The organism is Marinihelvus fidelis, assembly GCF_008725655.1.
GTDB classification, from domain to species: domain Bacteria; phylum Pseudomonadota; class Gammaproteobacteria; order Xanthomonadales; family SZUA-36; genus Marinihelvus; species Marinihelvus fidelis.
The window spans coordinates 594,930-620,194 of the sequence record NZ_VYXP01000002.1 but is presented as its reverse complement, the minus strand read 5'-3'; the positions used below and the strand labels follow the sequence as shown (position 1 = coordinate 620,194).

16 protein-coding genes are annotated in these 25,265 nt (G+C 65.5%); 8 read left to right on the top strand and 8 right to left on the bottom strand.

Annotation, left to right across the window (positions count from 1 at the left end; all coding sequences use genetic code 11):
- Positions 1 to 28: 28 nt before the first annotated feature.
- Together F3N42_RS04165 and F3N42_RS04160 are read right to left on the bottom strand one after the other, a co-directional pair.
- On the bottom strand, positions 29 to 562 hold the full coding sequence (locus F3N42_RS04165; RefSeq protein ID WP_150863112.1) for a biotin transporter BioY: 534 nt from the start codon (positions 560 to 562) through the stop codon (positions 29 to 31).
- Positions 563 to 589: 27 nt separating this feature from the next.
- Positions 590 to 1,294, bottom strand: coding sequence for a M48 family metallopeptidase (locus F3N42_RS04160; RefSeq protein ID WP_191621226.1), 705 nt, complete (start codon positions 1,292 to 1,294; stop codon positions 590 to 592).
- A 128-nt stretch (positions 1,295 to 1,422) separates the two neighbouring features.
- Between F3N42_RS04160 and F3N42_RS04155 the strand changes: the two genes are divergently transcribed.
- Positions 1,423 to 2,775, top strand: a complete 1,353-nt coding sequence (locus F3N42_RS04155) for a methyltransferase domain-containing protein (RefSeq protein ID WP_150863110.1) — start codon at positions 1,423 to 1,425, stop codon at positions 2,773 to 2,775.
- Here the strand turns inward: F3N42_RS04155 and F3N42_RS15720 are convergent.
- Genes F3N42_RS15720 through F3N42_RS04135 form a run of 4 tightly spaced genes read right to left on the bottom strand, consistent with a single transcriptional unit; the run spans position 2,757 to position 12,194 of the window.
- Entirely contained in the window at positions 2,757 to 4,358 is a 1,602-nt protein-coding gene (locus F3N42_RS15720) for a CmcI family methyltransferase (protein WP_150863109.1), read from the bottom strand. The genes F3N42_RS04155 and F3N42_RS15720 overlap by 19 nt on opposite strands.
- The gene (locus F3N42_RS04145) at positions 4,355 to 5,275 is read right to left on the bottom strand and encodes a DUF808 domain-containing protein (protein WP_150863108.1); all 921 of its coding nucleotides are present in this window, start codon (positions 5,273 to 5,275) and stop codon (positions 4,355 to 4,357) included. The genes F3N42_RS15720 and F3N42_RS04145 overlap by 4 nt, the downstream gene beginning before the upstream one ends.
- A gap of 44 nt (positions 5,276 to 5,319) precedes the next feature.
- Positions 5,320 to 6,531, bottom strand: a complete 1,212-nt coding sequence (locus F3N42_RS04140) for a Gfo/Idh/MocA family protein (protein WP_150863107.1) — start codon at positions 6,529 to 6,531, stop codon at positions 5,320 to 5,322.
- A 29-nt stretch (positions 6,532 to 6,560) separates the two neighbouring features.
- Positions 6,561 to 12,194, bottom strand: a complete 5,634-nt coding sequence (locus F3N42_RS04135) for a beta strand repeat-containing protein (RefSeq protein ID WP_191621225.1) — start codon at positions 12,192 to 12,194, stop codon at positions 6,561 to 6,563.
- 213 nt (positions 12,195 to 12,407) lie between these two features.
- Here F3N42_RS04135 and F3N42_RS04130 point away from each other — a divergent pair, with 213 nt between their 5' ends.
- The 5 genes from F3N42_RS04130 to F3N42_RS04110 all read left to right on the top strand — a co-directional run bounded on the left by F3N42_RS04130 (position 12,408) and on the right by F3N42_RS04110 (position 19,189).
- Positions 12,408 to 13,577, top strand: coding sequence for a sulfatase-like hydrolase/transferase (locus F3N42_RS04130; RefSeq protein ID WP_224784683.1), 1,170 nt, complete (start codon positions 12,408 to 12,410; stop codon positions 13,575 to 13,577).
- Positions 13,574 to 14,437 carry a PhnD/SsuA/transferrin family substrate-binding protein gene (locus F3N42_RS04125; RefSeq protein ID WP_150863104.1) on the top strand — a complete coding sequence of 288 codons (864 nt, stop codon included), beginning with the start codon at positions 13,574 to 13,576 and terminating at the stop codon, positions 14,435 to 14,437. Before F3N42_RS04130 ends, F3N42_RS04125 begins: the two co-directional genes overlap by 4 nt.
- A 58-nt stretch (positions 14,438 to 14,495) precedes the next feature.
- Complete coding sequence (locus tag F3N42_RS04120; RefSeq protein ID WP_150863103.1) at positions 14,496 to 14,960, top strand: (2Fe-2S)-binding protein; 465 nt, start codon at positions 14,496 to 14,498, stop codon at positions 14,958 to 14,960.
- A gap of 1 nt (position 14,961) precedes the next feature.
- Positions 14,962 to 17,232 carry a xanthine dehydrogenase family protein molybdopterin-binding subunit gene (locus F3N42_RS04115; RefSeq protein ID WP_150863102.1) on the top strand — a complete coding sequence of 757 codons (2,271 nt, stop codon included), beginning with the start codon at positions 14,962 to 14,964 and terminating at the stop codon, positions 17,230 to 17,232.
- A 67-nt stretch (positions 17,233 to 17,299) separates the two neighbouring features.
- Positions 17,300 to 19,189 (top strand): ATP-binding cassette domain-containing protein, encoded by a 1,890-nt coding sequence (locus tag F3N42_RS04110; RefSeq protein ID WP_150863101.1) that lies wholly within the window; start codon positions 17,300 to 17,302, stop codon positions 19,187 to 19,189.
- Here the strand turns inward: F3N42_RS04110 and purU are convergent.
- Together purU and mddA are read right to left on the bottom strand one after the other, a co-directional pair.
- On the bottom strand, positions 19,186 to 20,052 hold the full coding sequence (gene purU, locus F3N42_RS04105) for a formyltetrahydrofolate deformylase (protein ID WP_150863100.1): 867 nt from the start codon (positions 20,050 to 20,052) through the stop codon (positions 19,186 to 19,188). The two genes, F3N42_RS04110 and purU, sit on opposite strands and share 4 nt — an antisense overlap.
- Before the next feature lie 145 nt (positions 20,053 to 20,197).
- On the bottom strand, positions 20,198 to 20,953 hold the full coding sequence (gene mddA, locus F3N42_RS04100; RefSeq protein ID WP_150863099.1) for a methanethiol S-methyltransferase: 756 nt from the start codon (positions 20,951 to 20,953) through the stop codon (positions 20,198 to 20,200).
- A gap of 163 nt (positions 20,954 to 21,116) precedes the next feature.
- Here mddA and F3N42_RS04095 point away from each other — a divergent pair, with 163 nt between their 5' ends.
- Positions 21,117 to 23,489, top strand: coding sequence for a tetratricopeptide repeat protein (locus tag F3N42_RS04095; RefSeq protein WP_150863098.1), 2,373 nt, complete (start codon positions 21,117 to 21,119; stop codon positions 23,487 to 23,489).
- Between the two features lie 127 nt (positions 23,490 to 23,616).
- Positions 23,617 to 25,206 (top strand): arylsulfatase, encoded by a 1,590-nt coding sequence (locus F3N42_RS04090; RefSeq protein ID WP_150863097.1) that lies wholly within the window; start codon positions 23,617 to 23,619, stop codon positions 25,204 to 25,206.
- Positions 25,207 to 25,265: the final 59 nt, after the last annotated feature.

Genomic DNA, 25,265 nt, shown 5'->3' with positions numbered 1-25,265 from the left:
GAGAGGTGAGTGAATCAGCCGGCCGGGTTCAGCCTGGCCGGCGTTCATCCACCTGGGCGTCACGCCGCATGGCGCGGATGCCGGTCACGATCCCCGCGCCGACCACGCTCTTGGCAAGCGCACCCAACAGGAACGGCAACAGGCCATGGGTGACGGCGGCGCCCCAGCCAATCTTCAGGGCCAGCAATGGTACGCCACAGGCCAGCACCACGGCATGGCCGGCCACGGCGGCCAGGCAGGCGAGTACGAAGCCGCGGCGCCAGCCGATCACCCCGACTACTGCGGCGGCAGGTATAAAACCGACGACGTAGCCCGCGGTGGCCGACTGCAGAAATGCCGCACCGGCCAGCCGCTCGCCACTGGCCAGCACCGGCAACCCGGCCAGCACCATCACCAGGTAAAGCACCGCGGATGCGGCACCCAGTCGCGGCCCGGCCAAAAGGCCGACGATAACCACCGCCAGGGTCTGCCCGGTGGTCGGCACCGGCACCATGGGAATCGCCAGCCGGGCGCCGGCGGCGATGGCCAGCGCGCCGGCCACAACGATCAATATCAATTTCATCAGTTTCACGGTGGACGAAACCTTCACTCAGTCGCGGGTGTAGCGCCGGCCATGCTCGCGCAGGTGCGTGCGGACATCTTGCCAGCCCGGGTACAGTGCGTCCTGGAGCCGGTAAAACTCCGGCCCATGGTTCATGACCTGAAGATGGCAGAGCTCGTGGGCGATCACGTAGTCCAGGCACTGCGGTGGCGCCTTGACCAGGTGGGTGTTCAGGCGGATCACGCCCTTCGAACTGCAGGTGCCCCAGGTGCGTTTCATGCGTTGCAGTTTCAGTTCGATTTTTAGACCGCGGGTCCAATCGGCGCCGGCCCTGATCGTGTCGACACGCTGCGCGAACAGCCGTCGTGCCTGCGCCAGGTAGCCGGCACGCAAGGTTCGCCGCACGCTGTCCTCATCGAGTTGGTGGCTGTAAACAGCGATGTGTTGGTCGGTGAATTCCGTTTCCCGTGCGCGCCCACGTTGCGCGCGTAGTTGGAGCGGCAGGGTCCGGCCGGTGAACAGGTGCATGCTGCCATCGTGCCATTCCAGGGGCGGCGGTCGACGCGCCTGGGCACGCCGCAGGTATCGCTCAACCGTGGCGACGTTCTTCACCAGCAACCGGTGCACGGCCGCATCACCGACATGGCGCGGGACGACCGCGAGCAATTCACCGTCGTCATCCAGCGCCAGGTGTAATCGGCGGGTCACGCGTTTGCGTCGCTCAACGCGGTAGCTGAAGGGCAGTTCGTTCAAGTTTTCCTGTCCTGGTGGGATCGAAGCACTGAAGCCACTGTACATGAACTGGACGGCGTGCTGGCTGGCAGAAGATGTACGTTACTATCGGCAAACCCGGAACAACACGAGTACGGACTGCCTGATACATGCACGCCTCATCACTGGACAATATGCAAAAGTGCTACGAGCGGTTCGCCGGACAGGTCGACCTTGCCGGCCGTGAACGGCTGACCGTGGTCGATATCGGTGGCAGCAATGTCAACGGCAGTTATGCCGACATTTTTTCGGACCCGATTTATGACTTCCTTGCCGTTGACCTGGTGGCCGGTGATGGCGTGGATATCGTGCTCGACGACCCGTACGTCCTGCCCTTCGATTCCGGCTCCGTGGATATCGTCATCAGCGGGCAGGCCTTCGAGCATGTCGAGTTTTTCTGGAAACTGTTCGAGGAGGTGGCCCGGGTGGTGCGGCCGGAGGGGCTGGTTTTCCTGATTGTGCCCTCGGCCGGGCCGGTTCACCGCTTCCCCGTGGATTGCTACCGCTTCTACCCGGACGCGATGGCGGCGCTGGCGCGTTACACCGGCATGCAGCTGGTCGACTGCTGGCAGGATGAGCGGGGGCCATGGAACGACCTTGTCGGTGTGTTCTCACATGCCTTCGCTGAAGAGGGCAGCGACTCCATGGCACCACGCCCCAACCAGCACACGCTCGCGCTTCGCTCCGCTTCGGCGGCCCCTGCCGAAACCAACCCCCTGAATGAGCAGACCCGTGGTGAAATCCCCTATCTGCAGGCCATGAAAACCATCCACGAGGTCCTGTCACCTGCGGGCTATCTTGAAATTGGCGTCAGGACCGGTGGCAGCATGCGGCTGGCGGAATGCCCGGCGGTGGGGGTCGATCCGGCACCCGCGCTGAGTCAGCCCCTGGCAGAGGGACAGCGCCTGGTAAAACAGGCCAGCGACGTGTTTTTCGAGCAGTCGGGTTCCCGTGTTGAGGGCATCGAGACCATCGACCTGGCGTTTATCGACGGCATGCACCTGTTCGAGTACGCGCTGCGGGACTTCATGAACATCGAACGGCGCGCCAGCACAAACACACTGGTGGTCATTGATGACATTTATCCCAATACCCCGGCCCAGGCCGAGCGGGTGCGACAGACCCGTGCCTGGACGGGGGATGTCTGGCGGCTTTACGTATGTCTCAAGGCGAATCGCCCCGACCTGTGCCTGCTGCCCCTGGATACCTGGCCGACGGGCCTGCTGTTGATTGCCGGACTCAACCCTGCAAGCCGGCTACTCTGGCAGCGCTACAACCCGCTGGTCAGGTCGATGAAAGGGTGTGCCCTGGATGACCATCCGGAGTTGATCCTGGGGCGTTCGGACGCTGTGCATCCCGGTAACCCATGTGTCACGGGCCTGTTGGAACTGTTGCGCAGGCGACGCGAGGAAGGAGTGCGCTTCCGGCCCGGCGAGGTCAGGGATCAGCTGCGCCGCAGATAGCCGTTCGGGTTGAAGGTCATGTTGTAGCCGTAGAAATCGCACAGCTCAGTGTCGATTTCGTAGTGGTCGCCCTGCAGTGCCAGGAACTCGCGCACGGCCCGGTTAGGCCCATGGTCGTAGGCCCGGAACCGCGACGCGGGTAGCTGCGAAACGACACCGTCCTCTACGATGATGTAGTCACCGGGTCGCAGGTGTGGGTGAAAGAATTCCATTACGGCCAGGCTGGTTTCGTAGGTGTGCGCACTGTCTTCGATCACGACCAGCGGCCGGGGCAGGGCCTGTAGTACATCGGCGGAAAGGGATGTGGCCAGGTCCAACGCGTCACCTCGAAGGAAGTCAATGCGCCGGTCACTGAACTCCTGTCGCGGGTGGTTATCGATACTGATGACCCGGTAGTCGTCATCGTGCATGGCGCCCAGCAGGTCGGCGAACAGCAGCGCCGAGCCACCGTGCTTGCCGCCGATCTCGACCAGGCTGCGCGGCCGTATCCGTGAAAACAGTTGCAGATAGATGCCCAGGTCGAGCGGACTCTTGTGCATCAGCACGTCGCGATAACGGCTTTTCATGACGCCCCCGAGCAGGCCTTCCGCCAGGCGCGGCGGCATCGGTGACGTGAAGGGGCGCTCGCGGGCAGTCAGCGCACCAGCCTCGTGGTCGCGCCCCTGGCCCCGGTTTGGCAGGAGCGAAAGGGCAGAGTCGACCAGCAAGCGTCGGGCGTTGGTGGGTACCGTGCCCACATAACTGACGTCCGGGTTCGCCGGGGTGATGAATTGCTCGCCACGAATCGAACGGTATTCCTCGTGGAACACCTGGCTCATGGTGCCCGGTGGCGAGTTTGTCGCCACACCGCCGTGAAACTGGTGAAACGTCCCTTCGCCCAGCAGCATGATCACATCGGTGTGAGGGAGTTCGACGGCCCGTTTCCACGTATCCAGGTTGGCCAGGCCTCCGCCCACGCTGCGGAATCCGCGATCGTAACCCCCGAGTTCCGCCCAGAGCCGTTTGGGCATGAACAGGGCATTGGATTCAGACGGCAGGTGGAACCACCCCCTGGACGATGAGCCGGCGAAGACCGAAATGTCAAAAAGCCGGTAGCCATCGTCGACCCAGGGGACGGTGGCCAGCAACCGGTCTTCGGCTCGCTGGTTGTAGCCGCGCTGGCAGGACTGCATCTGGACATCGTCGCCCAGGTGAAACGCGAGTGTGCCGATGACCGGATTCGGCCGTATCTTCGCGGCATCACGGGCATGGCGCAGCAGCCCTGGAGATGCCATGCGGGCGCCGTCGATCATGACCCCGACAAGATCGCCCCGGGCCGTATCCAGCCCCTGGTGAATGGCAGCCACCGGTGATACGCCGCCGGCATCCTGGTCAAGGAAACGCATATTGGTTGTGTCGAACGGGCAATCGGCCGCCGTCACCGGCTGGTGTGAACCGTTGTCGACAACGATGACCTCGTACTCGCCGGCTTCGATGCCACGCTGGTACCCGGGTGAAAGCGTCCGCAGGGTGCGCGGCAGTTCCCGGTTCATCTCGTAGGCGATGACAACGACCGAAATAGCCGGGTTGCCCGGGTCACTCATGTGTGGTGCTTCGCCTTGCCGGTCATACGCCGGATGCCCTCGACGATCGCCACCACGGCAATGCCAAGCACGATGCCGACCACGCCGGTGAACAGCATCCCGGCCAGGGTGCCGGTGACACCACCGCCGGCGGCGGTTTCGATCGCGACCTGCAGGTGATGTAGCGCGGGAACACCGTGGCTGACGATGCCGCCGCCGACCAGGAACATGGCGATGGTGCCGGCCACGGACAGGAATTTCATCAGCCAGGGGGCGGCCGTGAGGATGCCGTGACCGATGGTCTGGACGATGGCGCGCGGTCGTTTCGTCATCGCCAGTCCCACGTCGTCCAGTTTGACGATGGCCGCGACCAGGCCATAAACGCCCACCGTCATGATGACAGCGATGGCGCAGAGCACACCAATACGCGTGGCCAGCGCGGCCGTGGCCACGGTGCCCAGCGAAATGACGATGATTTCCGCCGAAAGGATGAAGTCGGTGCGGATGGCGCCCTTGATCTTCTGCTTTTCCACCTGTTTAAGGTCGACGTCCGGGTCAAGCAGTGCGTCGTGGATTTCCTGCTCCTTTTCTGCTTCCGACTGCGGATGCAGGAACTTGTGCGCGACCTTCTCGATGCCTTCGAAACACAGGAAAGTCCCGCCCAGCATCAGCAAGGGCGTGATCACCCACGGGGCAATGGCGCTAATGACCAGTGCGGCCGGCACCAGGATGGCCTTGTTGACCGCCGAGCCCTTGGCCACGGCCCAGACCACCGGTAATTCGCGGCTGGCCTGCACACCGGTGACCTGCTCGGCGTTGACGGCCAGGTCGTCGCCCAGCAGGCCGGCGGTCTTTTTGGCCGCGACCTTGGTCATGACGGACACGTCGTCGAGCACGGTGGCGATATCGTCGAGCAGGGCGAACAGGCTGCTGGCCATCTCAGGCGGGTACTCCTTCGGGGTTTCGGTTCAGGCGCGTGACGTCAGGCGGCGGGCGCTACGGTCTCGCCGCTGGCCGCCGAGGCGTAAATGGCTTCCATCAGGCGAACATCGCGCAGGCCCATCTCACCCGGAACGATGATCTCGGTATTGTCCCGGATGGCGTCGGCGAAGTGGTCGCACTGGCGGTAGAACTGTACACCGGGGTCGCCCGGGGTCAGCGTTTCCTGGTCGCCGTTCCTGGTCAGGGACATCCGGTGGCCGGAGTAACCGGTCGCGGGCTCCATTTCCAGCAGGCCGGCATCGCCTTCGACGGCAACCCGATTGCGGCCGGGCGCGGTGTCGTACGACGTGAACAGTTCGGCCGTAGCGCCGGACGGGAAGGTCATCCGCGTCCTGACCGAGGCAAAAATCTCGGCGAACCTTGGGTCGCCCTTCGGCTGGATCGTCTCCGCGCTGATGCTCGAAGGCATCTCCCCGGTCAGGTAGAGCGCCGACTGCAGGCCGTAAATGCCGTAGTCCTCCAGCGGCCCGCCGCCGGCCAGCGAGCGCACCACGCGCCAGTTGTCGGCCGGGCTGGTCGGGCCCATGCGGTATTGCTGGAAGGTCTCGACGTGGCGGATGCCGCCGACGGCGTCCTCGCGCATCAGTTCCATCGCGCGCAGGTTGTAGGGTTCGAAATGGCAGCGGTAGCCGATCATCAGTTTGCGTTCAGCCGCGACCGAGGCGTCGATCATGCGCTGGCACTCGGCGCTGTTCAGGGCCATCGGCTTCTCACAGAGCACGTGCTTGCCGGCGGCGAAGGCCTTCTCGGTCCAGTCGGCATGCAGGCCGCTGGGCAGGACAATGTAGACGGCCTCGACGCGGTCATCGTCGGCGATACGCTCAAAGTCGTCGTAGCCGTACACGGCATCCTGTGACAGCCCGTAGGCGCCGGCAATGCGGTTGGCCTTGTCCGGGTTGCCGGACACGACCGCGGCCACGTGGCAACGCTGCGCGCGCGCCAGGGCCGGCATCAGGATCGCCGCGCCGTAATAGCCCAACCCGACCACGGCAAAGCCGACACTGTCGGCCGACGGCGCCGGGGGCGGGCTGTCCGGCAGGGTCAGCCCGCCGGGGAAGGGCATGCCGATGGCCTTGCGCGGCAGCACGTCGGCGGCGCTGGCAAGGCCAGCCGTGCCAGCCAGCCAGGGCAGGGTGGCGGTCGCGCCCGCCAGTTGCAGCAGGCGGCGGCGTGAATGGCGCATTGGGCTCATGGCGTACTCCGTCCGGGTCGTGACCAGGGTCAGTATGCCAAACGTGAGCGACGCATGGCGCCGAAGCCGAGAATCGCGACCAGCAGGGCCAGGATCGCCGTTCCCCGCCATGGCAGAGAGGGCACCGGTATGGCCGGCGCGGCGGGTGCGGCTGGCATGACCACCAGTGCCGCCGTCGCCGTAGAGCCTGCCGGCGCCGACACCGGTGCGCCACCTACGTCGGCGCCCAGCGGACTGGTCAGGTTCACATAGCGACCTCCGGCCAGGGGTGTCGGCAGCGCAAGCGTGACCGAGAATTGGCAACTGCTGTTGGGCGCAAGCACACCGTCCGCCAGGCTGATGATGTCGGTTCCGCTCAGCGTCGAGCCGGCGCCGCAGACATCGCTCATGGGCAGCCCGGTGGCCACCGCCCCGGGTACGAAGCTGTCGATGTCATCGGTGAACGCCAGGCCGGTGGCGGCATTGCTGCCATCGGGATTGGTGATCGAGAAGGTCAGCAGCACCGGGTCACCGGGTGCGACATCACCGCCCGGGAACGACTTGGTGAAGTCCAGGTAGACGACCTCCAGGCTGGACGTGGCGGCCGGCGCGGTGAAGCCTGAGCCACCGGCCATGTAGCTGACCGGGCTGGTTGAGCCAGGGTGGCTGCCCAGCGGCGCATCGGCCGGGACGGTCACGGTCAGCGTGAATGTGCAGCTGCCGTTGCCGGGCAGGCTGCCCGCCGTCAGCACGACGTTACCCCCGGTGGTCACCTGTGAGCCGGGGCCACAGGCATCGGCCGCAGGCCCGGCGACAGCCGCCAGCCCCGGCAGCATGCCGTCGAGGTCGTCGCTGAAGGTAATGTCGGTGACTGGTACCGCGCCGGGGTTGCTCAGCGTGTATCGCAGCGCCACCTGGCCACCCGGCAGGACCGGGCCGGCAAACTGCCGGGTCAGGCCGCTGGCGGCGACCACGTCCAGCGTGGCCGTGGCCGTGCCGCTGGTGCCGGCATCGGACAGCAGTTCGCCACTGGTGTTGGTAAAGCTGCCAGCCGCCGGTGCGGTCACGTTCACCGTGACCGTGCAGCTGCTGTTGGCGGCCACCGTGCCACCGCTCAGTGAAACGGAATTCGAGCCGGCGACAGCGGTGACGGTACCGGCACCGCAATCCGTGCCGGCCGCCGGCGTGGCGGCGATGGACAGTCCGGCGGGGAAGGTATCGGTAAAGGCCAGCCCGTTGACCGCACCCGCGCCGGCGCTGTTGTCGATGGTCAGCATCAGCGTGCTGTCACCGCCGGCGGGGATGACCGCCGGGTTGAACGCCTTGCTGAACGCCGGGGCCAGCAGGCTGACGGTCAGCGTGGCCGTGGCCGTGCCGCTGTCCCCCAGGGACGATGTCATGGCGCCGGTGATATTGACGTGGTCGCCCATCGTCACGCTGGTGGTGTCCACCTGCACCTGGCACTGGCTCAGCGCGCCCACCTCACCACCGCTGTAGCTGATGGTGCTGCCGCCGTCGGCAGCCACCAGTGTGCCGCCGGTGCAACTTGTTGACGCATTGGCGGGTGAGGCGATGGTGACGCCTGCAGGCAGGTTATCGGTGAAGTCGATGGCCTGTGCCGGTAGCGGCCCGGCGCTGTTGTCGATCAGCAGGACTAGGGTAGACAGCTCACCCGCTGTGATAGCGGCTGGCGAGAACGACTTGGTAAACGCTGGCTCCGGTACCACGGACAGCGTGGCCGCGGCCGTGCCACTGTCACCCAGGGAAGACACCAGGTTGCCGCTGACATTGTCGTAGTCACCGGTGGCCGCGGCCGTGGTATCGACACTGATCGCGCAGGTCGCGCCCGCGGAGACCGAAGCGCCGGTGTAGCTGACGCTGCTGGCGCCGGCGACCGCCGTCAGTGTGCCGCCGGTGCAGGTTGTGCTGGCATTGGCGGGCGAGGCGACCTCCAGGCCGGCCGGGAATGTATCGGTGAAGTCCAGGCCAGTCGCGGTAATGGTGCTGGCCGAGTTATCAATGGTCAGCGTCAGCGTTGACAGCCCCTGGGCCTGGATCTCGACCGGCGCGAACGCCTTGCTGAACATGGGTGCCGGTAAGACATTGAGCGTGGCGGAGGCCGTGCCGCTGTCACCCAGCGACGACGTCAGGGTGCCGGTGGTATTGGTGAATGCGCCCGCAGGCGAGGCAGTGACATCAACCGTCACGATACAGCCTTCGCCAGCTGCAATGGCACCCCCCGACAGGCTCAACGATGTTGCGCCGGCCGTTGCCGTGAGCGTGCCGCCACAGGTGTTGCTGGCGTTGGGGGTGCCGGCAATCGTCATGCCGGACGGCAGGTTGTCGGTCAGCGCCAGGGCGGTACCGTCCAGGGCGGAGGCGGCGTTGTCGATGAGCAGGGTCATCGTGCTGGCGATGCCTTCACCCACGGTGTCCGGGCTGAAAGACTTGGTGAACGCCGGCGGCGGTTCGATGACCAGCTGTGCGGTCGCGGGCTCACCGGCCGTCAGGCCGCCCGAGGTCAGTGCCGAGGTTGTGTTGTCGTAGGTGCCGGCTGCCGCCATGGCCGGAATGGCCAGCGACACGCTAAAGCTGCAACTGCCACCCGGGGGTAGCATGGCGCCGGAAAGCGTCAGGAACCCCGTGCCGCTGATGACCGATCCCGCGCCACAGACATCATTCATGGGCAGGCCGGTTGCCACCAGGCCAGTCAACACGGCATCCAGGTCGTCGGTAAAGGCCAGCGCGGTGGCGGAATTCGCACCGTCGTCGTTGTCGATGGTGAACTCGAGGTCGACTGTGCCACCGGCCGCTACCGTTGCGGAAAAGGCCTTGGACAGCCGCTGTGACAGGATCAGCAGGTCGTCCGATGCCGGTGAACCCGTGACGGGCAGGCCCGACACCATGCCGGTGACGGCGCTGGTGGTGTTGGTTACCGGGGTGCCAGGCATCGCCTGGGCGGGCACCTGGAGCGTAGCGCTGAAGGTGCAGGACTGGCCCGTGGCCAGCGACGCGCCGCTGATGGTAAGCAGGTTGGTACCGGATATCGTCGAGCCGGCGCCACAGAAGTCGGCGGCAGGCAGTGACGTGGCCACCAGGCCGGTGAGCGCGGCATCCAGGTCGTCCGTGAATGTCATGTCGGTGATGTCTGCGCCGGCATTTAGGTTCTGCAGCGTGAACTCCAGCGTGACTGCATCACCCGGGCCGACCGGATCGTCGGTAAAAGACTTGGTCAGCAGGATCACGGAACCGGCGACGGTCAGGTCATCTGCGGCGCCCGGTGAAACGTAAATGGCCGGGCCTTCGGAGCTTTGGACCTGGGATGTTCGGTTCGGATACACGCCATCGGCCGCGTTGGCGGGGACCTGGAGTTGCACATCGAAGGTGCATGAGTCACCGGCGGCCAGCGTGCCACTTGTAAAGATCAGCGTGGTCGTACCCGATATTGACGAGCCGGTGCCGCAAATGTCGTTCATGGGCAGGCCGGCTGCCGCCAGGCCGGCCAGCGTCGCGTTGAGGTCGTCAGAAAAGAAGATGTTGGTGAGCGTGACCTGGCCAGCATTCTCCAGGGTGAAACGCAGCGTAGCGGTTGCGCCGGGGATGACCGGGTCGTCAGTAAATTCCTTGCTCAGGCGCAGCGTGACAACCTCCAGGTCAGCGGTGGCTGCTGGCCCGTTGACCGATACGCCCTGGCTGGTTGCCGAGACCGTCGAGGTGGTGTTGGTATAGCTGCCCGGCGTGGCGCCTGCCGGGACCTGCAACGCCACGGTCATGGTGCAGCTGCCACCCGGGGTCAACGTTGCACCCGTGAGTGTCAGGGTGTCGGTGCCAGCCAGGCTTGCGCCCGTGCCGCAGGCATCGGCCAGTGGCAAGCCGGTCGCGACCAGGCCGGTCAATGCCGCGCCCAGGTCATCGGTGAAGGTGATGTCCGTTACTGGCCCCGGAGCTTCCGGTGGCAATGACAGGACGAATTCCAGGTCGACTGCGCCACCGGGGACTGCTGGCTGGCTGAATGACTTGACCAACTGCGGCGTAAACAGCACCTCCAGGTCGGCGGATGCGGCCGGGCCGGTCTGTGCCGTGCCGTCGATGATGCCGGTGACATCCGTCGTCGTGTTGGTGTAGGTACCACCCGTGGTCTCGGCCGGAATGGTCACCGTTACCTCGAAGGTACAGTCGCCGCCCGCCGGCAGGGTCACACCGGTGACAGAAAAGCCGAAGTTGTCAGTGTCCAGGAAAACAGCGCTGGCCTGCGAGCCCGCGCCGCAAAAGTCGTCGGCTGGCAGGGACAGGGTCAACGGGATGCCGAACCCCAGGAAGTCGGAGATTGAATCGACAAACTCAACGTCGGTGGCGGCGCTGGCCTGGCTCGGGTTGGTGATGACGAATTCCATGACCGCGTCATCTCCCGGGGCGACCGGCGAGGTCAGGAAGGTCTTGGTCATCTGCGGCACGGCATTGACGAACAGCGTGTCGCTGGCTCCAGGCCCGTTAAAGGCCATGCCACCGAGGATGGCGTTCAGGTCGGTGGTCGCGTTTGGGTAAGCGCCTGGCGTCGCGCCGGCCGGAACCTGCAGGGTGACGCTGAACTGGCAGCTGCCACCCGGCGGCAGCGTCGCATTGCTGAGGGTCAGCACGCTGGTGCCTGTCAATGTTGACCCGGCACCGCAGGGGTCGGCAGGCAACGCGCCGCTGATGGCCAGCCCGCTGAGCGAGGCATCCAGGTCGTTGGTAAAGGTGATATCCGTCGCGGTGCTGGCACGGTCCTGGTTGGACAGGTCGAACTGCAGTTCGATGGTCTCCCCGGGGGCCACCGGGTCGGCCAGGAAACTTTCACGCACGGTCAGGGCCTGTCCATTTGCCACCAGGGTCGCGCTTGCAGTGCCGGTGCTGACGAAATCATGCAGGAAATCGCCGCTGACATTCTCGAGCGTGCCAGTGGTCAGCGCAACGACATCCACGCTCAACTGGCAGGTGCTGCCCGCCACCACGAAGGGGAAGGCCAGGGTTCCGCTAAAGCTGAGCGTGACCTGGTTGCCGCCAGCCGGGGCGGTGATGGTTGGCGTCAGGACGGGTGCGGCCACGTCACAGTTGTGGACGAGATTGTTGGGCGAGGCGATGACCATGCCGGGGGGCAGAACGTCGACGAAATTGGCGTTCACCACGGCGCTGTTGTTCAGCGTGTTGTCGACAGTGAACGTCAGCGTGCTGCGGTCACCATAGTTGACCGTCGACGGCGCGAACGACTTCGAGAAGCCGGCCAGATCGGGGTCGACGTCCAGGTCCGCGGTGGCGGTGCCATGGTTGCCGTGGTCGCTGGTCAGGTCAGTGGTCGTATTGGTCGCAAACCCAGGCGTGGAAGACGTCACGTTGACCAGGATGACGCAAGTCGCACTGGCGCCGAGGGTGCCATCGGAAAGCGTGATCGTTGACCCGCCGGCTGGGGCGCTCAGGGTGCCGCCGCAGGAAGAGGTCGCAACGGGCGCCGCGGCAATGGTCATGCCGGCCGGCAGGGTATCGCTGAAGGCCAGGTCGGCGAGCGGTGTCGCGCCTTGCGTGTTGTCGATGACCAGGCGTAGTCGGGTCGTGCTGCCGGGCCCGATCACGGCGGGCGAGAAATTCTTCTGGAACGTCACCGGCGCGGTTTGTGCGCTGGCTGGTGACGTGAAAAAGAGTGCACCCAATACGGTGCTCAGAACAACGCTTCGCCTTGCGGCGATACGAGTCGCAGACATCCTGTCTTCCCCTGTCCGGCACGTGGTGCCGGAATATTCATGACCGGTCATAATGACCATCCCCAACCACCAGTCTAACACCGCCGAAGTTCCATGCCAGCGAGTCGGGCATTGTTTAACATGACGCTTCCCACTCGTATTCAACGGAGGTCCATTACACTCATGAATCGCCAGATTCTTGCGCTCGTTGCGGTCGTTTTCACCCTGTTCGCAGGCGTGGCGCACGCCGCGGAACCGCCGGCCAGGACCGTGCTCGTCATTGTCGACGGCCTGCATTTCAAAGCACCCGAACGGCTTTCGCTGCCGGTGTTCAACCAACTGGCCCGTACGGGGTCTGTCGTCGACAAGGTCACCGGCATCATCCCGTACCACCCCACCCACGGCGAGTACGCCCGGGTGCATACCTCGTCGTACCCGAACCCGATGATGATGGCGGGGACGCTGTTCCTGTCGGCCAAGCAGCGCATGCTCCAGCATGAATTCGGAGACGCGGCCTTCATCGCCAATTCCCGCTCCTACCAGTCGATCACCGACGGCTACGAAGTGGTGATCCAGCAGGTGGGTACTGATGCCGTGGCCGTGGGCCGGGCCATCGAAGTGCTGCGCGACTTCGCGCCCGACTTCCTGCGGCTGCACCTGCAGAACACCGGCAATGGCGGCAGCGAAACCCTGGAGGCGGCAGACGATGCGCCGTGGAAGCACGATATATGGCACCCGGACTCGCCCTACGTGGCCAAGGCCGCCGAGGCCGATCGCCAGGTCGGCCGCCTGGTGGCCGCGCTGCAGGACATGGGCCAGTGGGACGACACCCTGTTTATCGTCACTTCCGACCATGGCCAGACCACCACGGGCTGGCATCCCACCCTGCCCGAGGAAAGCTGGATGTTCCCGGCGGTGTTCCACGGCCCGGGTATCCGCGCCGGTCATCGCATTGAGTGGGCCGACCAGACCGATTTCGTGCCGACCATCGCCCACCTGGCCGGTGTGCCCGCGCCCAACGAGGACGGCGGTGCGGGGCGTGTGCTGACGCCCATCCTGGCTGGCAGCGATGATCAATCCGATGGCCTGTCGCTGATCTACCCGCTGAACCAGGTGCTGGCCCGTTACATCGTCGCCGAAGCGGAACTGATCCTGGCGTCGCGCGAAGCGCCGTACCTGAACAGCCTGGCCATGAGCATGGAAAGCCGCTTCTACGGTTTGCGCCGGGTCATGAACTGGCACGAAATGGGCAGCGTCGAGGCGCTGACCGAGCATGACCGCGAGGTCGTGCTCGCGATGGAGGGCGCGCTGGCGCAGTGGCGCGAAGCGCAAACCGGGGCGACGGCACCATGAGCCGCCCGCTTCGGGTTGGCGGGGTCCCGGAGCACTTCAACCTGCCGTGGCGGCTGGCCGTGGAGGATGGTGCGTTTGCCGCGGCCGGCCTGGACGTGGAATGGACCGAGATCGGCGCCGGCACCGGCGAGATGACCCGGCGCCTGCGCGAGGATGAACTCGACCTGGCGGTGGTGCTGACCGAGGGCGCCGTGGCCGACATTCTTCGCCATGACGCCAGCTGGATCGTCAAGGTCTTCGTCTCGTCGCCACTGACCTGGGGTATTCATGTCGCCGCCGATGGCCCGCTCCGTCGCCTGGCCGACATGCGCGGTAAGCGGGTGGCCATCAGCCGCCATGGCTCGGGCTCGCACCTGATCGCCATCGTCGACGCCGCGGCCCGCGGTTGGCCCACCGACGACATGTCATTCGTGGTCATCGATGACCTGGACGGCGCCCGCCGGGCGCTGGCCGCCGGACAGGCCGACGTGTTCCTGTGGGAGAAGCACATGACCCAGCCGCTGGTGGACAGCGGCGAGTTCCGCCGGCTGGGTGTGCGTGAAGTGCCCTGGCCGGCCTTCGTGGTCGCGGCCCGGCGGGAGGTCCTGGCGCGGGATACGGGCGATATCCGGAAGGCGCTGGACATCGTCGCCCGCTATGCACGCAATTTCCGCCGTCGCGCGGGCGCGGCGCAGCAGGTTGCCGAGACTTACGGGATCCGTCCCGACAGCGCCCGCGCGTGGCTTTCGGAAGTGCGCTGGTCCACCGGCTACCGGTGCCCGGTGGCAGGTCTGCGTCGCGCAAGCACGGCGCTGGCAGCGCAGGGCGTCGTCGACCCCGGGCCGTTTGACCAGGCAGGGCTCTGGGCCACGCTGCGCTGAATCCAGTCGCTATACTGGTATTCGATACGAATAAACTCCCCCGAAGAGGTGCGTGACGATGATCGAATTCAGGCTCAACGGCGAAACCACCACCACGGACGCCAGTCCGGACACCCCGCTGCTGTGGGTGCTGCGCGATGACAAGGGGCTCAAGGGCACCCGGTTCGGTTGCGGCATCGCCCAGTGCGGTGCCTGCACGATACATATTGACGGCGAGGCGACGCGTTCGTGCGTGACCCCGGTCTCCGCGGTTGCCGGCCGCGAGGTCACCACCATTGAAGGACTGGACGCCGACAACGCCCACCCGCTGCAACAGGCCTGGCTGGAAGTGCAGGTGCCGCAGTGCGGTTACTGCCAGAACGGCCAGATCATGCAGGCCGCCACGTTGTTGGCGACCAACCCCTCGCCCAGCGAGGCGCAGGTGGTCGAACACATGAACGGCAACCTGTGCCGCTGCATGGCCTACCCGCGCATCAAGCGGGCCGTGTTGCGCGGCGCCGAGATCGCCCGGGAGGCGTCCTGAGATGGGCGCCCTGGGAAAACGTGGTGACCGTTCGTTCACCCTGACACGTCGCGGCTTCTTGGCCGGCAGCACCGGCGCCGGCCTGGTCATGGCCTTCGGCGGCGCGAGCCTGGCGACCTCCGCGATCGCGGCAATCGAGGACAAGGCGTTTTCGCCGACGGTGTGGTTCAACATCGATGCCAGTGGCCATGTGAACGTCAATATCGCCCGGGCCGAAATGGGCCAGCACGTGGGCACCGCCCTGGCCCGCATCGTGGCCGAGGAACTGGGCGCCGACTGGTCGAAGGTGGGCCTGACCCATGTCGACACCGACCCGAAGTGGGGCTACATGGTCACCGGTGGCTCCTGGTCGGTGAGTACCAGTTACCTGGCCATGTCCCAGGCGGGTGCGGCCGGGCGCCTGGTGCTGGCCGAGGCCGGCGCCGCGCTGCTGGGTGCAGACCCGGCCGACTGTGAGGTCCGCGATGGCGCGGTGCACGTAGGCGACCGGTCGGTCACGTTCGGTGAGATTGTCGGCCGTGGCCAGGTCGACCGCACCTTTTCGGCGGACGAACTGGCCGCGCTGCCGGTGAAAGCCGCCAGCGACCGCCGGCTGATCGGCAAGCCCATCAGTGCGCTGGACGTGCCGGAGAAAAGCCGAGGCACGGCCCGCTATGGCATCGACGCCGAGCGGCCCGGAATGGTCTACGCCCGGCCGCTGGTTCCCCCCACCCGTTATGGCAGCACGGTGAACGGTGTTGACGACAGCGCCGCCAAAACCATAACCGGTTACCAGGGCTTCCAGGTGCTGGAGGACCCCAGCGAGACCCTGCAGGGCTGGGTGGTGGCGCTGGCGGACAGCTACTGGGCCGCGCACAAGGCGGCCGACGCCATCGTCGTGGACTGGACGCCCGGGCCCACCGCCACGGTCGATGAAGATGCCATCCTGGCAAAAGGTGCCGAACTGGCCGCCGGTGACGACGGCGTGCTCTACGTCAGCGAAGGGGACACCGGGGTGCTGGGCGATGACGCCCTGGAATCCACCTACCGGACGCACACGGCGCTGCACTTCACGCTGGAGCCGGGTAATGCCGTGGCCGAGCAGGTCGACGGCACATGGCATCTTCACTCCGGCAACCAGTGGCAGTCACTGATCCTGCCGGTGCTGGCGACAGCCCTGCAGGTCGAGGAATCGCAACTGGTCATCCACCAGTACTACCTGGGTGGCGGCTTCGGCCGGCGCCTGTTCGGTGACACCATGCTGCCGGCCGCACTGGCATCGAAGGCCATCGGCAAGCCGGTGAAGGTGGTGTTCAACCGCGAGGATGACAGCCGTTTCGATTGCGCACGGTCCGCCTCGGTGCAGACCTTCCGTGGCCAGGTGGGCGCCGACGGCAAGGCCGAGGCCGTGGACAGCGCGGTCGTGGCCGGCTGGCCAACGCTGGCGATGGCGCCGGGTTTCATGCCCGACGGCCTGGGCGGTACCGGCAAGGTCGACCCGTTTTCGGCCAGCGGCGCCAACCACTGGTATTCCATTCCCAACCATCGTGTCAGGTTGATGAACAACACGCTCGCGCAGGAGACCTTCCTGCCCGGTTGGCTGCGGGCCGTGGGCCCCGGCTGGATCGGCTGGGGCGTGGAGTGCTTCATGGACGAACTGGCGCACGCGGCCGGGGCCGACCCGATCGATTTCCGCCTGGCGCACCTGGACGCCGCGGGCAAGAACGCCGGCGAGGAACCCAAGAGCATCGGCGGCGCAAACCGCCTGGCCCACGTGCTGCGGGTGGTGCGCGAGCAGTCCGGCTGGGGGCGTGACCTGCCCGAAGACGAGGGCATGGGCGTGGCCTGCACCTTCGGCCAGGAGCGCGACATGCCCACCTGGATCGGCTGCGTGGCCCACGTGAAAGTCGACCGCGCCAGCGGCAAGGTCACGGTAAAGAAGTTGTGGCAGACGATCGACTGCGGCACCGTGGTCCACCCCGACGGCGCCCTGGCGCAGGCCGAGGGCGCCATGTTGTGGGGCGTCAGCCTGGCGCTGCACGAGGGCACGCGTTTCGACGCCGGCCAGGTGGCTGACCGCAACCTGGGCAGCTACACGCCGCTGCGCATGGCCGACATTCCCGAGCTGGATATCCGCTTCGTCGAGAGCACCGAGTTTCCGGTCGGCATGGGCGAGCCGCCGCTGATCCCGGTCGCGCCGGCGATCGGCAACGCGATCCATGCCGCTGTGGGGGTGCGCCTGCGTGACCTGCCGATGCGCCCGGACGACCTGAAGGCCGCGCTGGCCACCTGATCCGGCCCCGTTTTGGGGGTTTCGGGGGCATACAGGGGGCGGCCGGTGAGCTATCATCGCTGCCGCCATGCCCCTGCTCAGACTCGAAAACCTGGAACTGCACTACGGCAACCTCGCGTTGCTGGACGGCGTCGACTTCACGATCCGCAAGGGCGAGAAGGTGGGCCTGCTGGGCCGCAACGGCGCCGGCAAGACCACCTTCCTGAATGTCGTCGCCGGTGCGATCCAGGTCGACAGTGGTGAGCGCTGGGTGCGCCCCGGCACGCGCATCGCCTGGCTGAAGCAGGCGCTGCCGGCCGCCACCGATGACAGCGTCTACGACATTGTCGCCGCGGGCCTGGCCGAGGCCGGCGAACTGCTGGCCCGCTATCACCACATGGTGTCCGGCGACGCGGAGCCCGATATGGCGGCGCTGGCGCGGGTGCAGGAAAAGCTGGAGGCGATTGACGGCTGGACCCTGCAGACCCGGGTGGAGACCACGCTGAGCCAGCTGGGCCTGGATGGGGACGTGCGGATGAGCACGCTGTCGGGTGGCTGGCGTCGGCGCGTGGCACTGGCGCAGGCGCTGGTCAGCGAGCCGGACATCCTGCTGATGGACGAGCCCACCAACCACCTGGACATTCCGGCCATCGAGTGGCTCGAGCAGCAGCTTCGCGCTTATGAAGGCGCGCTGGTGTTGATTACCCATGACCGGCGCTTCCTGCAGAACGTGGCCAACGTGATGGCCGAGCTGGACCGTGGCTACCTGACCACCTGGGTGGGCGATTACCAGGGTTTCCTGCGCCATCGTGAGCAGGAGCTGGAGGCGGAGGAGCGCGCCAACGCGCTGTTCGACAAGAAGCTGGCGGCCGAGGAGACCTGGATCCGGCAGGGCATCAAGGCGCGCCGCACCCGTAACGAGGGCCGCGTTCGCGCGCTCAAGGCCATGCGCCGCGAGCGCAGTGAACGGCGTGAGCGCACCGGCAAGGCGGACTTCAGCCTGGAGAGCGCGGGGCGCTCAGGCAAGCGCGTGGCCGAGGTGGAGAACATTTCCAAGGCCTACGATGGCCGCTGCGTGATCCGCGATTTTTCCACTGTCATCCAGCGCGGCGACCGCATCGGGATCGTCGGCGCCAACGGCGCCGGCAAGTCGACGCTGGTGAAGATGCTGCTGGGCGAACTCGAGCCGGACAGCGGCACGGTCAAGCTGGGAACAAAGCTGGAAGTTGCCTACTCCGACCAGCTCCGCGGCGAACTGGACCCGGAAAAGACCCTGATGGACAACGTCTGCGCCGGGGCAGAATTCATCGAGATCAACGGCCGCCGACGGCACGCCATCGCCTACCTGGGTGATTTCCTGTTCGCGCCGGACCGCGCGCGGCAGCCGGTCAAGGCGCTTTCGGGCGGCGAGCAGAACCGCGCCGTGCTGGCCCGCCTGTTCACCCGCCCGGCGAACCTGCTGGTGCTCGACGAGCCCACCAACGACCTGGACATGGAAACGCTGGAGCTGCTCGAAGACATCCTGCTGAACTTCGACGGCACGGTGCTGCTGGTCAGCCATGACCGCGACTTCATGGACAACGTGGTGACCAGCCTGCTGGTGCTCGACGGCGCAGGCAATGTCGACGAACGGGTGGGCGATTACAGCGACTGGGTGCGCTCCGGTGGCTCACTCAGTGCGGGCGGCTCGGGCGAGCCAACCGAAAAAACACCCGCCGATAACGTAAAAGTACCGGAATCGGCCCCGAAGCCGGCGCCCAAACGCCGCCTGAGCTACAATGAAAAGCGCGAGCTGGATGCGCTGCCCGCCGAGATCGAGGCCCTGGAAGCCGAGCAGGCCGAACTGGCCGCGCGCATGGCGGAACCGGGTTTCTTCGCCGCCGGCGAAGCGCAGACCAAGCCCGTTGCCGAGCGCCTGGCCCGGGTCCAGGCCCGGCTGGAAGAAGCCTTCGAGCGCTGGGGCGAACTCGAGTCCTAGCTGAACACCACGGTCTTGTTGCCCTGGACCAGTACCCGGTCCTCCAGGTGGTAGCGCAAGCCGCGTGCCAGCACCCGTTTTTCCACGTCCTTGCCGCGCCTGACCAGTTCATCGATGGAATCGTGGTGGCGGATACGGATGACGTCCTGGTCGATAATCGGCCCGGCATCCAGTTCCTCGGTCACGTAATGGCAGGTCGCGCCGGTCAGTTTCACACCGCGCCGAAACGCCTGGTGATACGGCCTTGCGCCGGCGAACGATGGCAGGAAGCTGTGGTGAATGTTGATGATGCGGTTGGGATACTCTGCGCACAGCCATGGCGGCAGGATCTGCATGTAGCGGGCCAGCACGATGGTGTCCGGCGCGGCCTCGCGGATCAATGCCGACGTGGTTTCAAAAGCCTGTTGTTTGCCTTCGCCGACTTTCGGCACCGGTACATGGTGGTAGGGCACACCGTGCCATTCGGCCAGGTCGCGAAGGTCGTCGTGGTTCGAAATCACGCACACCGGGTCGAACACCAGGTCGCCGCTGCGCCGCAGGTGCAGCAGGTCCGCCAGGCAGTGATCCTGTCGGCTGGCCATCAGCACGACCCGCTGTGGGCAGTCCGATGAACGGAGGCTCCAGGTCATGTCCAGCTCACGCGCCACCGGCTCAAAAGCCGCACGAAATGCATCGGCGTCCATGCCCAGCGGCTCGGCACCGACCACGTAACGCATGTAGAACATTTCCGTCTCGGTATCTTCGTACTGGTTGGCGCTGATGATCGATCCGCCCAGCTCGGCAATAAAGCCGGCAATACGGGCGACGATGCCGACGCGGTCCGGGCAGGTGCCGGTCAGGCGGTAACTGGTGGGCTGGGTCATAGACGATACTTTAAGTGAAGATCCGCCTGATCGTAACCGGGTAAGAGGCGATCCTTCGTTTCCCCGGAATGAATCCGGTTTGGAACAAAAACAGGCCCGGCGCATGACACGCCGGGCCCTTCCCCTTGTCCCCCCGCATACGTGGTCAGGCGGTTTGTTCCAACCCACCTTTGTGGCGCCGGCCCAGGCGCGGGATCAGCATGGGAACACGACGGCGATAATCCCTGTACTCGGGGTGCGCGTCGGCAAGGTCGCGTTCTTCCAGCTGGATGGCGCCCAGTATGTAGCCCGTGCAGCCCAGGGCGAACACCAGGTGGGCGATGGTCATCGTCGGCGCGGCCCAGAACGCGATCATGAAGCCCAGGTACAACGGGTGGCGCACCAGGCGGTAGAGCCACGGCGTACCGAACTCAAGCGGCGTTTCCTCGCGCTTGCGCCAGTTCAGCCAAACTTGCCGCAGCCCGAACAGGTCGAAGTGGTTGATCAGGAAGGTGCTGACGAACACGATGCCGTAGCCCAGTATCGAGATCGTGTGCAGCGTGCAGCGCGCGACCTGGTTTTCCACGTGCCATACCACGCCGCCCATCGGTTGCCAGAATATGAACAGCACGATCAGCGCCAGGCTGGAGGCCAGCACAAAGGTGCTGCGCTCCGCCGCCCGGGGCACGTAGCGCGTCAGCCAGCGTTTGAAGAACGGCCGCGCCATCAGGCTGTGCTGTACCGCGAACAGGGTCAGCAGGCCCAGGTTGATGAGCAGGGCCTGGGTCAGCGGCACCTGCGGCGGGCCGTCGATGCTGACCGGCACCAGGTAGTTGCCGACAAAGCCGACGGCGTAAAGGAAGGTGGCAAAGAAAATGACGTAGGATAGGACGCCGTAAACCAGTATCAGTGAGCGTTTCATGTCGAGTCTCCTCCTCGTGGAACAATGGTCGGCCTTCATCGCGCACGCCGCGTTGGCCGCTTGCTGCGCAGACTCGTGTTTTCGGGCGGAAATGTCCTGACGCTGGCCTGACGAAGCCATGACCTGTTTATGACCTGTAAAAAAATCAAGCAGGAACAATAAGATGGGTGAACAGCGCCTGGCATTTGCCGATTGCATCATTGACCCGGGAACGCGTGAATTGCGACGTGACGGGCGAGTGATGGCGTTGCAGTCCCGCGTTTTTGACCTGTTGTATTACCTGGCCAGCCACCGTGATCGAGTGGTCGGCAAGGACGAGCTCATGGACGCGGTCTGGCCCGGGCGCGTCATCACCGAAACGGCCTTGACCCGCGCGGTCATGAAGGCCCGGAAGGCCATCGGCGACGATGCCACCGAGCAGGCCATGATCGGCACCGTGCACGGACATGGCTATCGTTTCGTGGCCGACGTGGCCGAGCTGACCACCGGCGAGCCTACAGAATCGACGACAAGCACGACCGCCCATGCATCAACGGCGGCTGGATCAACGCGTTCCGGATTCCGTTTTCTCCTGCCCCTGGCGTTGCTGGCCGCGGTCGCATTGGCCATCGCGTTTTGGGCGCCCTGGCAAACCCCGCCGCCGGACGATGAAATCCGCCTGGCGGTGCTGCCCCTGGCCGTGCCGGAAGATGACCCCGACATGGCCTGGGTACGGCTGGGGCTGATGGGCTACGTCAGCGGGCAGCTGGACGAGTCGGGTGGCATCGTGTCCGTCAACGAGGCGGATGTGCTGAAGCTGGCCGAAGTCGAAAACTGGACCGGCGCCCTGGACGAAGCCGCGATGGCGCCGCTGCTCGCCAGCCTGGGCCGGCTGCAAGGCATGACCCATGCCGTCGCCCTGGCCCTGGAGCCCTCGGGAACAGGGTGGCGCCTCAACTATTTGCTCGTGTCCTCGGGTCGCACGTTCCAACGCGGCACCATGGTCGGCAGCGAGCCCATGGCGCTGGCGCGTGGTGCGGTCCAGGCCATCCATGGGGAATTGCTGGGGCGTAGTCGAATGGGGCAGGAATCACCGCTGGTCTCCGATGACGCGTTCCACAACGAGGCACATGCCCGTGGGCTGGGGCTGGCCATGGAAGGGCGATGCGCCGAGGCCGAACGCTACTTCCGGATGATCATCGAGGCCGACCCCGACTTGTTCGCGCCGAGGTATGAGCTGGCGTCGTGCCTGCGCGTGCTGGGGCAGTCGGAAGAGGCCGAGCCGCTGCTCAAGGCGCTGGAGTCCGAGCAGCGCGCGGCCGATGCACCGGCACACCTGGCCCGCGTACTGCGTGTCAAAGGCGTGCTCTACGAACAACAGGGTCGCCTCACCGAGGCCGAAACCGCCTTGCAGGAGTCGCTGGCCCTGGCCGCGGAACTGGATGACCACACCCTGGCCGGCAACGACCTGGTCAGCCTGGCGATCGTCGCCCAGGACCGTAACGACTGGGACGAGGCCGCCGCGCTGCTGGATCGCGCGGTGGTGGCCTACACGCGCGACGGCCGCAAAATCATGCCGGGGTACATCTACTCTGCCCGCGCCAACCTGGCCATGGACCAGGGTCGCCTGGCCGAGGCCGATGAGCACCTGGCCGAGGCCGTATCAGCATTCCGGGAAGCCGGTGACCGGCGCAACGAGGCGATGATGCTGAACAACCTGGGTTTCCTGCGCCGCAACCAGGGCCGCCTGGAAGAGGCGGAGACCCTGCATCGCGAATCATTGGCCATCCGCGAGGCGATTGGCGACCGCGTTGGCGTTGGCCGCATCTACGGCATGCTGGCGGTGCTCAACAACACCCGCGGCGATGCGGAATCGGCACTGGAGGTCGCCACCCGCGCCCGGGAGATATCGTCCGAGACGGGCGACCGGCTGTTCGAGGCCACGGCGCTGGCGCATATCGGTGATGCGCAACGAACCCTGGGTGATACCGCGGCAGCCCGCGCGGCCTACGTACAGGCACGCGAAATCCTGCTCGATATCGACGACGGTATGCGCGCCGGACAGGTCGCGCTACGCCTCGCCTGGATCGACCTGGATGAAGGCCACCCCGATGCGGCCCTGGCCGCGGCCGAGTCGACCCTGGTCACCGCGCGACAAAATGACCTTTCACAACTGGAACTGGACGCCATGGAACTGGTCGCCGACGTACGCCTGGCACAAGGCGCGCGAGACGTGGCCATCCAGGCCTATGAAGACACGCTGTTACGTGCCCGCGAAGCCGGTTGGTCCGGCAAGGCCAATGCCCTGGCAGCGAAACTCGCTGACCTCTACCTGGACAATGGCGATACCGATCAGGCCGCACCGCTGGTTGGCGCCCTGGCCAGCGGTGAAGACAGCCTGCAGTCACTGCGCGTGCAGGCGCGGTACGCGATCATGACCGACGACCCCGATATCGCCCGATCGCTCTACCAGCGTGCCCGCTCTCAAGCCGGTAAAGCATGGACCACGGCCGCCGAGACGGAGTGGCAGGCGCAAGTCAATTCCATTCCCAGGTAAGCCGGGAAATATACGTTTCATTCAATTCACACCAACTTGACTGTCATGGTGTAGTGTTAGTTTGTCTAAAGCCCGTCATGCGCCGGGGGGGTCCCGCTAACGCAATGGGGCATTTCAGGAGGAAACTATGGCTATACCCAGCATTCCGCGCCGATGGCGTACAGGCCTGCGCGCAATTACCGCGTTGGCGCTCACGGCTGCTCTTGCGCCGGCGACGGCCCTGGCCCAGGACAAACCCAACATCCTGGTGATCTGGGGCGACGATGTCGGCGTCTGGAACATTTCCAACAACTCCCGCGGCATGATGGGCTATGAGACCCCCAACATCGACCGCATCGCCGACGAAGGGATGGGTTTTTCCGACTATTACGGCGAACAGTCCTGCACCGCCGGGCGCTCGTCCTTCATCATGGGCCAGAGCGTGTTCCGCACCGGTCTCAGCAAGGTTGGTTTGCCGGGGGCGGAAGAAGGCATGCAGGAAGAGGATCCGACCATCGCGGTCATTCTCAAGGACCTGGGTTACGCCACAGGCCAGTTCGGCAAGAATCACCTGGGCGACAAGGATGAGCACCTGCCCACAAACCATGGCTTCGACGAGTTTTATGGCAACCTCTACCACCTGAACGCGGAAGAAGAGCCGGAAAACGAGGACTACCCCAAGGATCCGGAGTTCCGTAAGCGCTTCGGCCCGCGCGGTGTGCTGCACTCGTACGCCGACGGCCGGATCGAGGACACCGGCCCGCTGACCAGGAAGCGCATGGAAACGGTGGATGACGAAACCGTGGCCCGCGCCCTGGACTTCATCGATCGCCAGCACGAAGCGGACCAGCCCTGGTTCGTCTGGTGGAGCGGCACCCGCATGCACGCCCGCACCCATGTCAGCGACGAGAAAACGGCCTGGTGCAAGGACAAGTACCCGCACGCCGACGAGTACAGCTGCGGCATGGTCGAGCACGACGCCCATATCGGCCGGTTCCTGGACAAGCTGGATGAGCTGGATATCGCCGACAACACCATCGTGTTCTACTCGACCGACAACGGCGTTCACATGAACACCTGGCCGGATGCAGGCATGACGCCGTTCCGCGGTGAGAAGAACACCAACTGGGAAGGCGGCTGGCGCGTCCCGGCCTACGTTCGCTGGCCCGGCAAGATCGAAGCCGGTTCGTACACCAACGAAATCGTCCACCACATGGACTGGTTCCCGACCCTGGCCGCCATCGCCGGCAAGGACGACATCAAGGAAGACCTGCTGGACGGCTATCGCTCCAGCGCGCTCGGTCGCAACTATAAAATTCACCTGGATGGCTACAATATCCTGCCGTTGCTGACCGGTGAGACCGAAACCTCACCCCGCAAGGAGATTTTCTACTTCTCCGATGATGGCGACATCATGGCGATCCGCTACAACGACTGGAAGGCCGTGTTCCTGGAACAGCGCGCCGAAGGCACCCTGCGCATCTGGGCCGAACCGTTCACCGAGTTACGCCTGCCGTTGATCTTCAACCTGCGCCGCGACCCATTCGAGCGCGCCCAGATCACGTCCAACACGTACTACGACTGGATGTTCTCTCGTGCCTACATGCTGGTGCCGGCCCAGGCCATCGTGGCCGACTTCCTGGAGACCTTCCAGGAATACCCGCCGCGCCAGAAAGCCGCCAGCTTCTCGTTGGACAAGGTGATGGAAAAGCTTTCCACGCCGCACGGCCCGCAGTAAATCATGCGGTGATGTAACAAAATGGCGGAAGCTCCGACTTCCGCCATTTTTTAAGTCCG

What these genes read in the sequence shown, in the direction of transcription:
- F3N42_RS04165 (WP_150863112.1), bottom strand. Translation starts at nt 562, where the DNA reads ATGAAATTGATATTGATCGTTGTGGCCGGCGCGCTGGCCATCGCCGCC.
- F3N42_RS04155 (WP_150863110.1), top strand. Translation starts at nt 1,423, where the DNA reads ATGCACGCCTCATCACTGGACAATATGCAAAAGTGCTACGAGCGGTTC.
- F3N42_RS15720 (WP_150863109.1), bottom strand. Translation starts at nt 4,358, where the DNA reads ATGAGTGACCCGGGCAACCCGGCTATTTCGGTCGTTGTCATCGCCTAC.
- F3N42_RS04145 (WP_150863108.1), bottom strand. Translation starts at nt 5,275, where the DNA reads ATGGCCAGCAGCCTGTTCGCCCTGCTCGACGATATCGCCACCGTGCTC.
- F3N42_RS04140 (WP_150863107.1), bottom strand. Translation starts at nt 6,531, where the DNA reads ATGAGCCCAATGCGCCATTCACGCCGCCGCCTGCTGCAACTGGCGGGC.
- F3N42_RS04130 (WP_224784683.1), top strand. Translation starts at nt 12,408, where the DNA reads ATGAATCGCCAGATTCTTGCGCTCGTTGCGGTCGTTTTCACCCTGTTC.
- F3N42_RS04125 (WP_150863104.1), top strand. Translation starts at nt 13,574, where the DNA reads ATGAGCCGCCCGCTTCGGGTTGGCGGGGTCCCGGAGCACTTCAACCTG.
- F3N42_RS04120 (WP_150863103.1), top strand. Translation starts at nt 14,496, where the DNA reads ATGATCGAATTCAGGCTCAACGGCGAAACCACCACCACGGACGCCAGT.
- F3N42_RS04115 (WP_150863102.1), top strand. Translation starts at nt 14,962, where the DNA reads ATGGGCGCCCTGGGAAAACGTGGTGACCGTTCGTTCACCCTGACACGT.
- F3N42_RS04110 (WP_150863101.1), top strand. Translation starts at nt 17,300, where the DNA reads ATGCCCCTGCTCAGACTCGAAAACCTGGAACTGCACTACGGCAACCTC.
- purU (WP_150863100.1), bottom strand. Translation starts at nt 20,052, where the DNA reads ATGACCCAGCCCACCAGTTACCGCCTGACCGGCACCTGCCCGGACCGC.
- mddA (WP_150863099.1), bottom strand. Translation starts at nt 20,953, where the DNA reads ATGAAACGCTCACTGATACTGGTTTACGGCGTCCTATCCTACGTCATT.
- F3N42_RS04095 (WP_150863098.1), top strand. Translation starts at nt 21,117, where the DNA reads ATGGGTGAACAGCGCCTGGCATTTGCCGATTGCATCATTGACCCGGGA.
- F3N42_RS04090 (WP_150863097.1), top strand. Translation starts at nt 23,617, where the DNA reads ATGGCTATACCCAGCATTCCGCGCCGATGGCGTACAGGCCTGCGCGCA.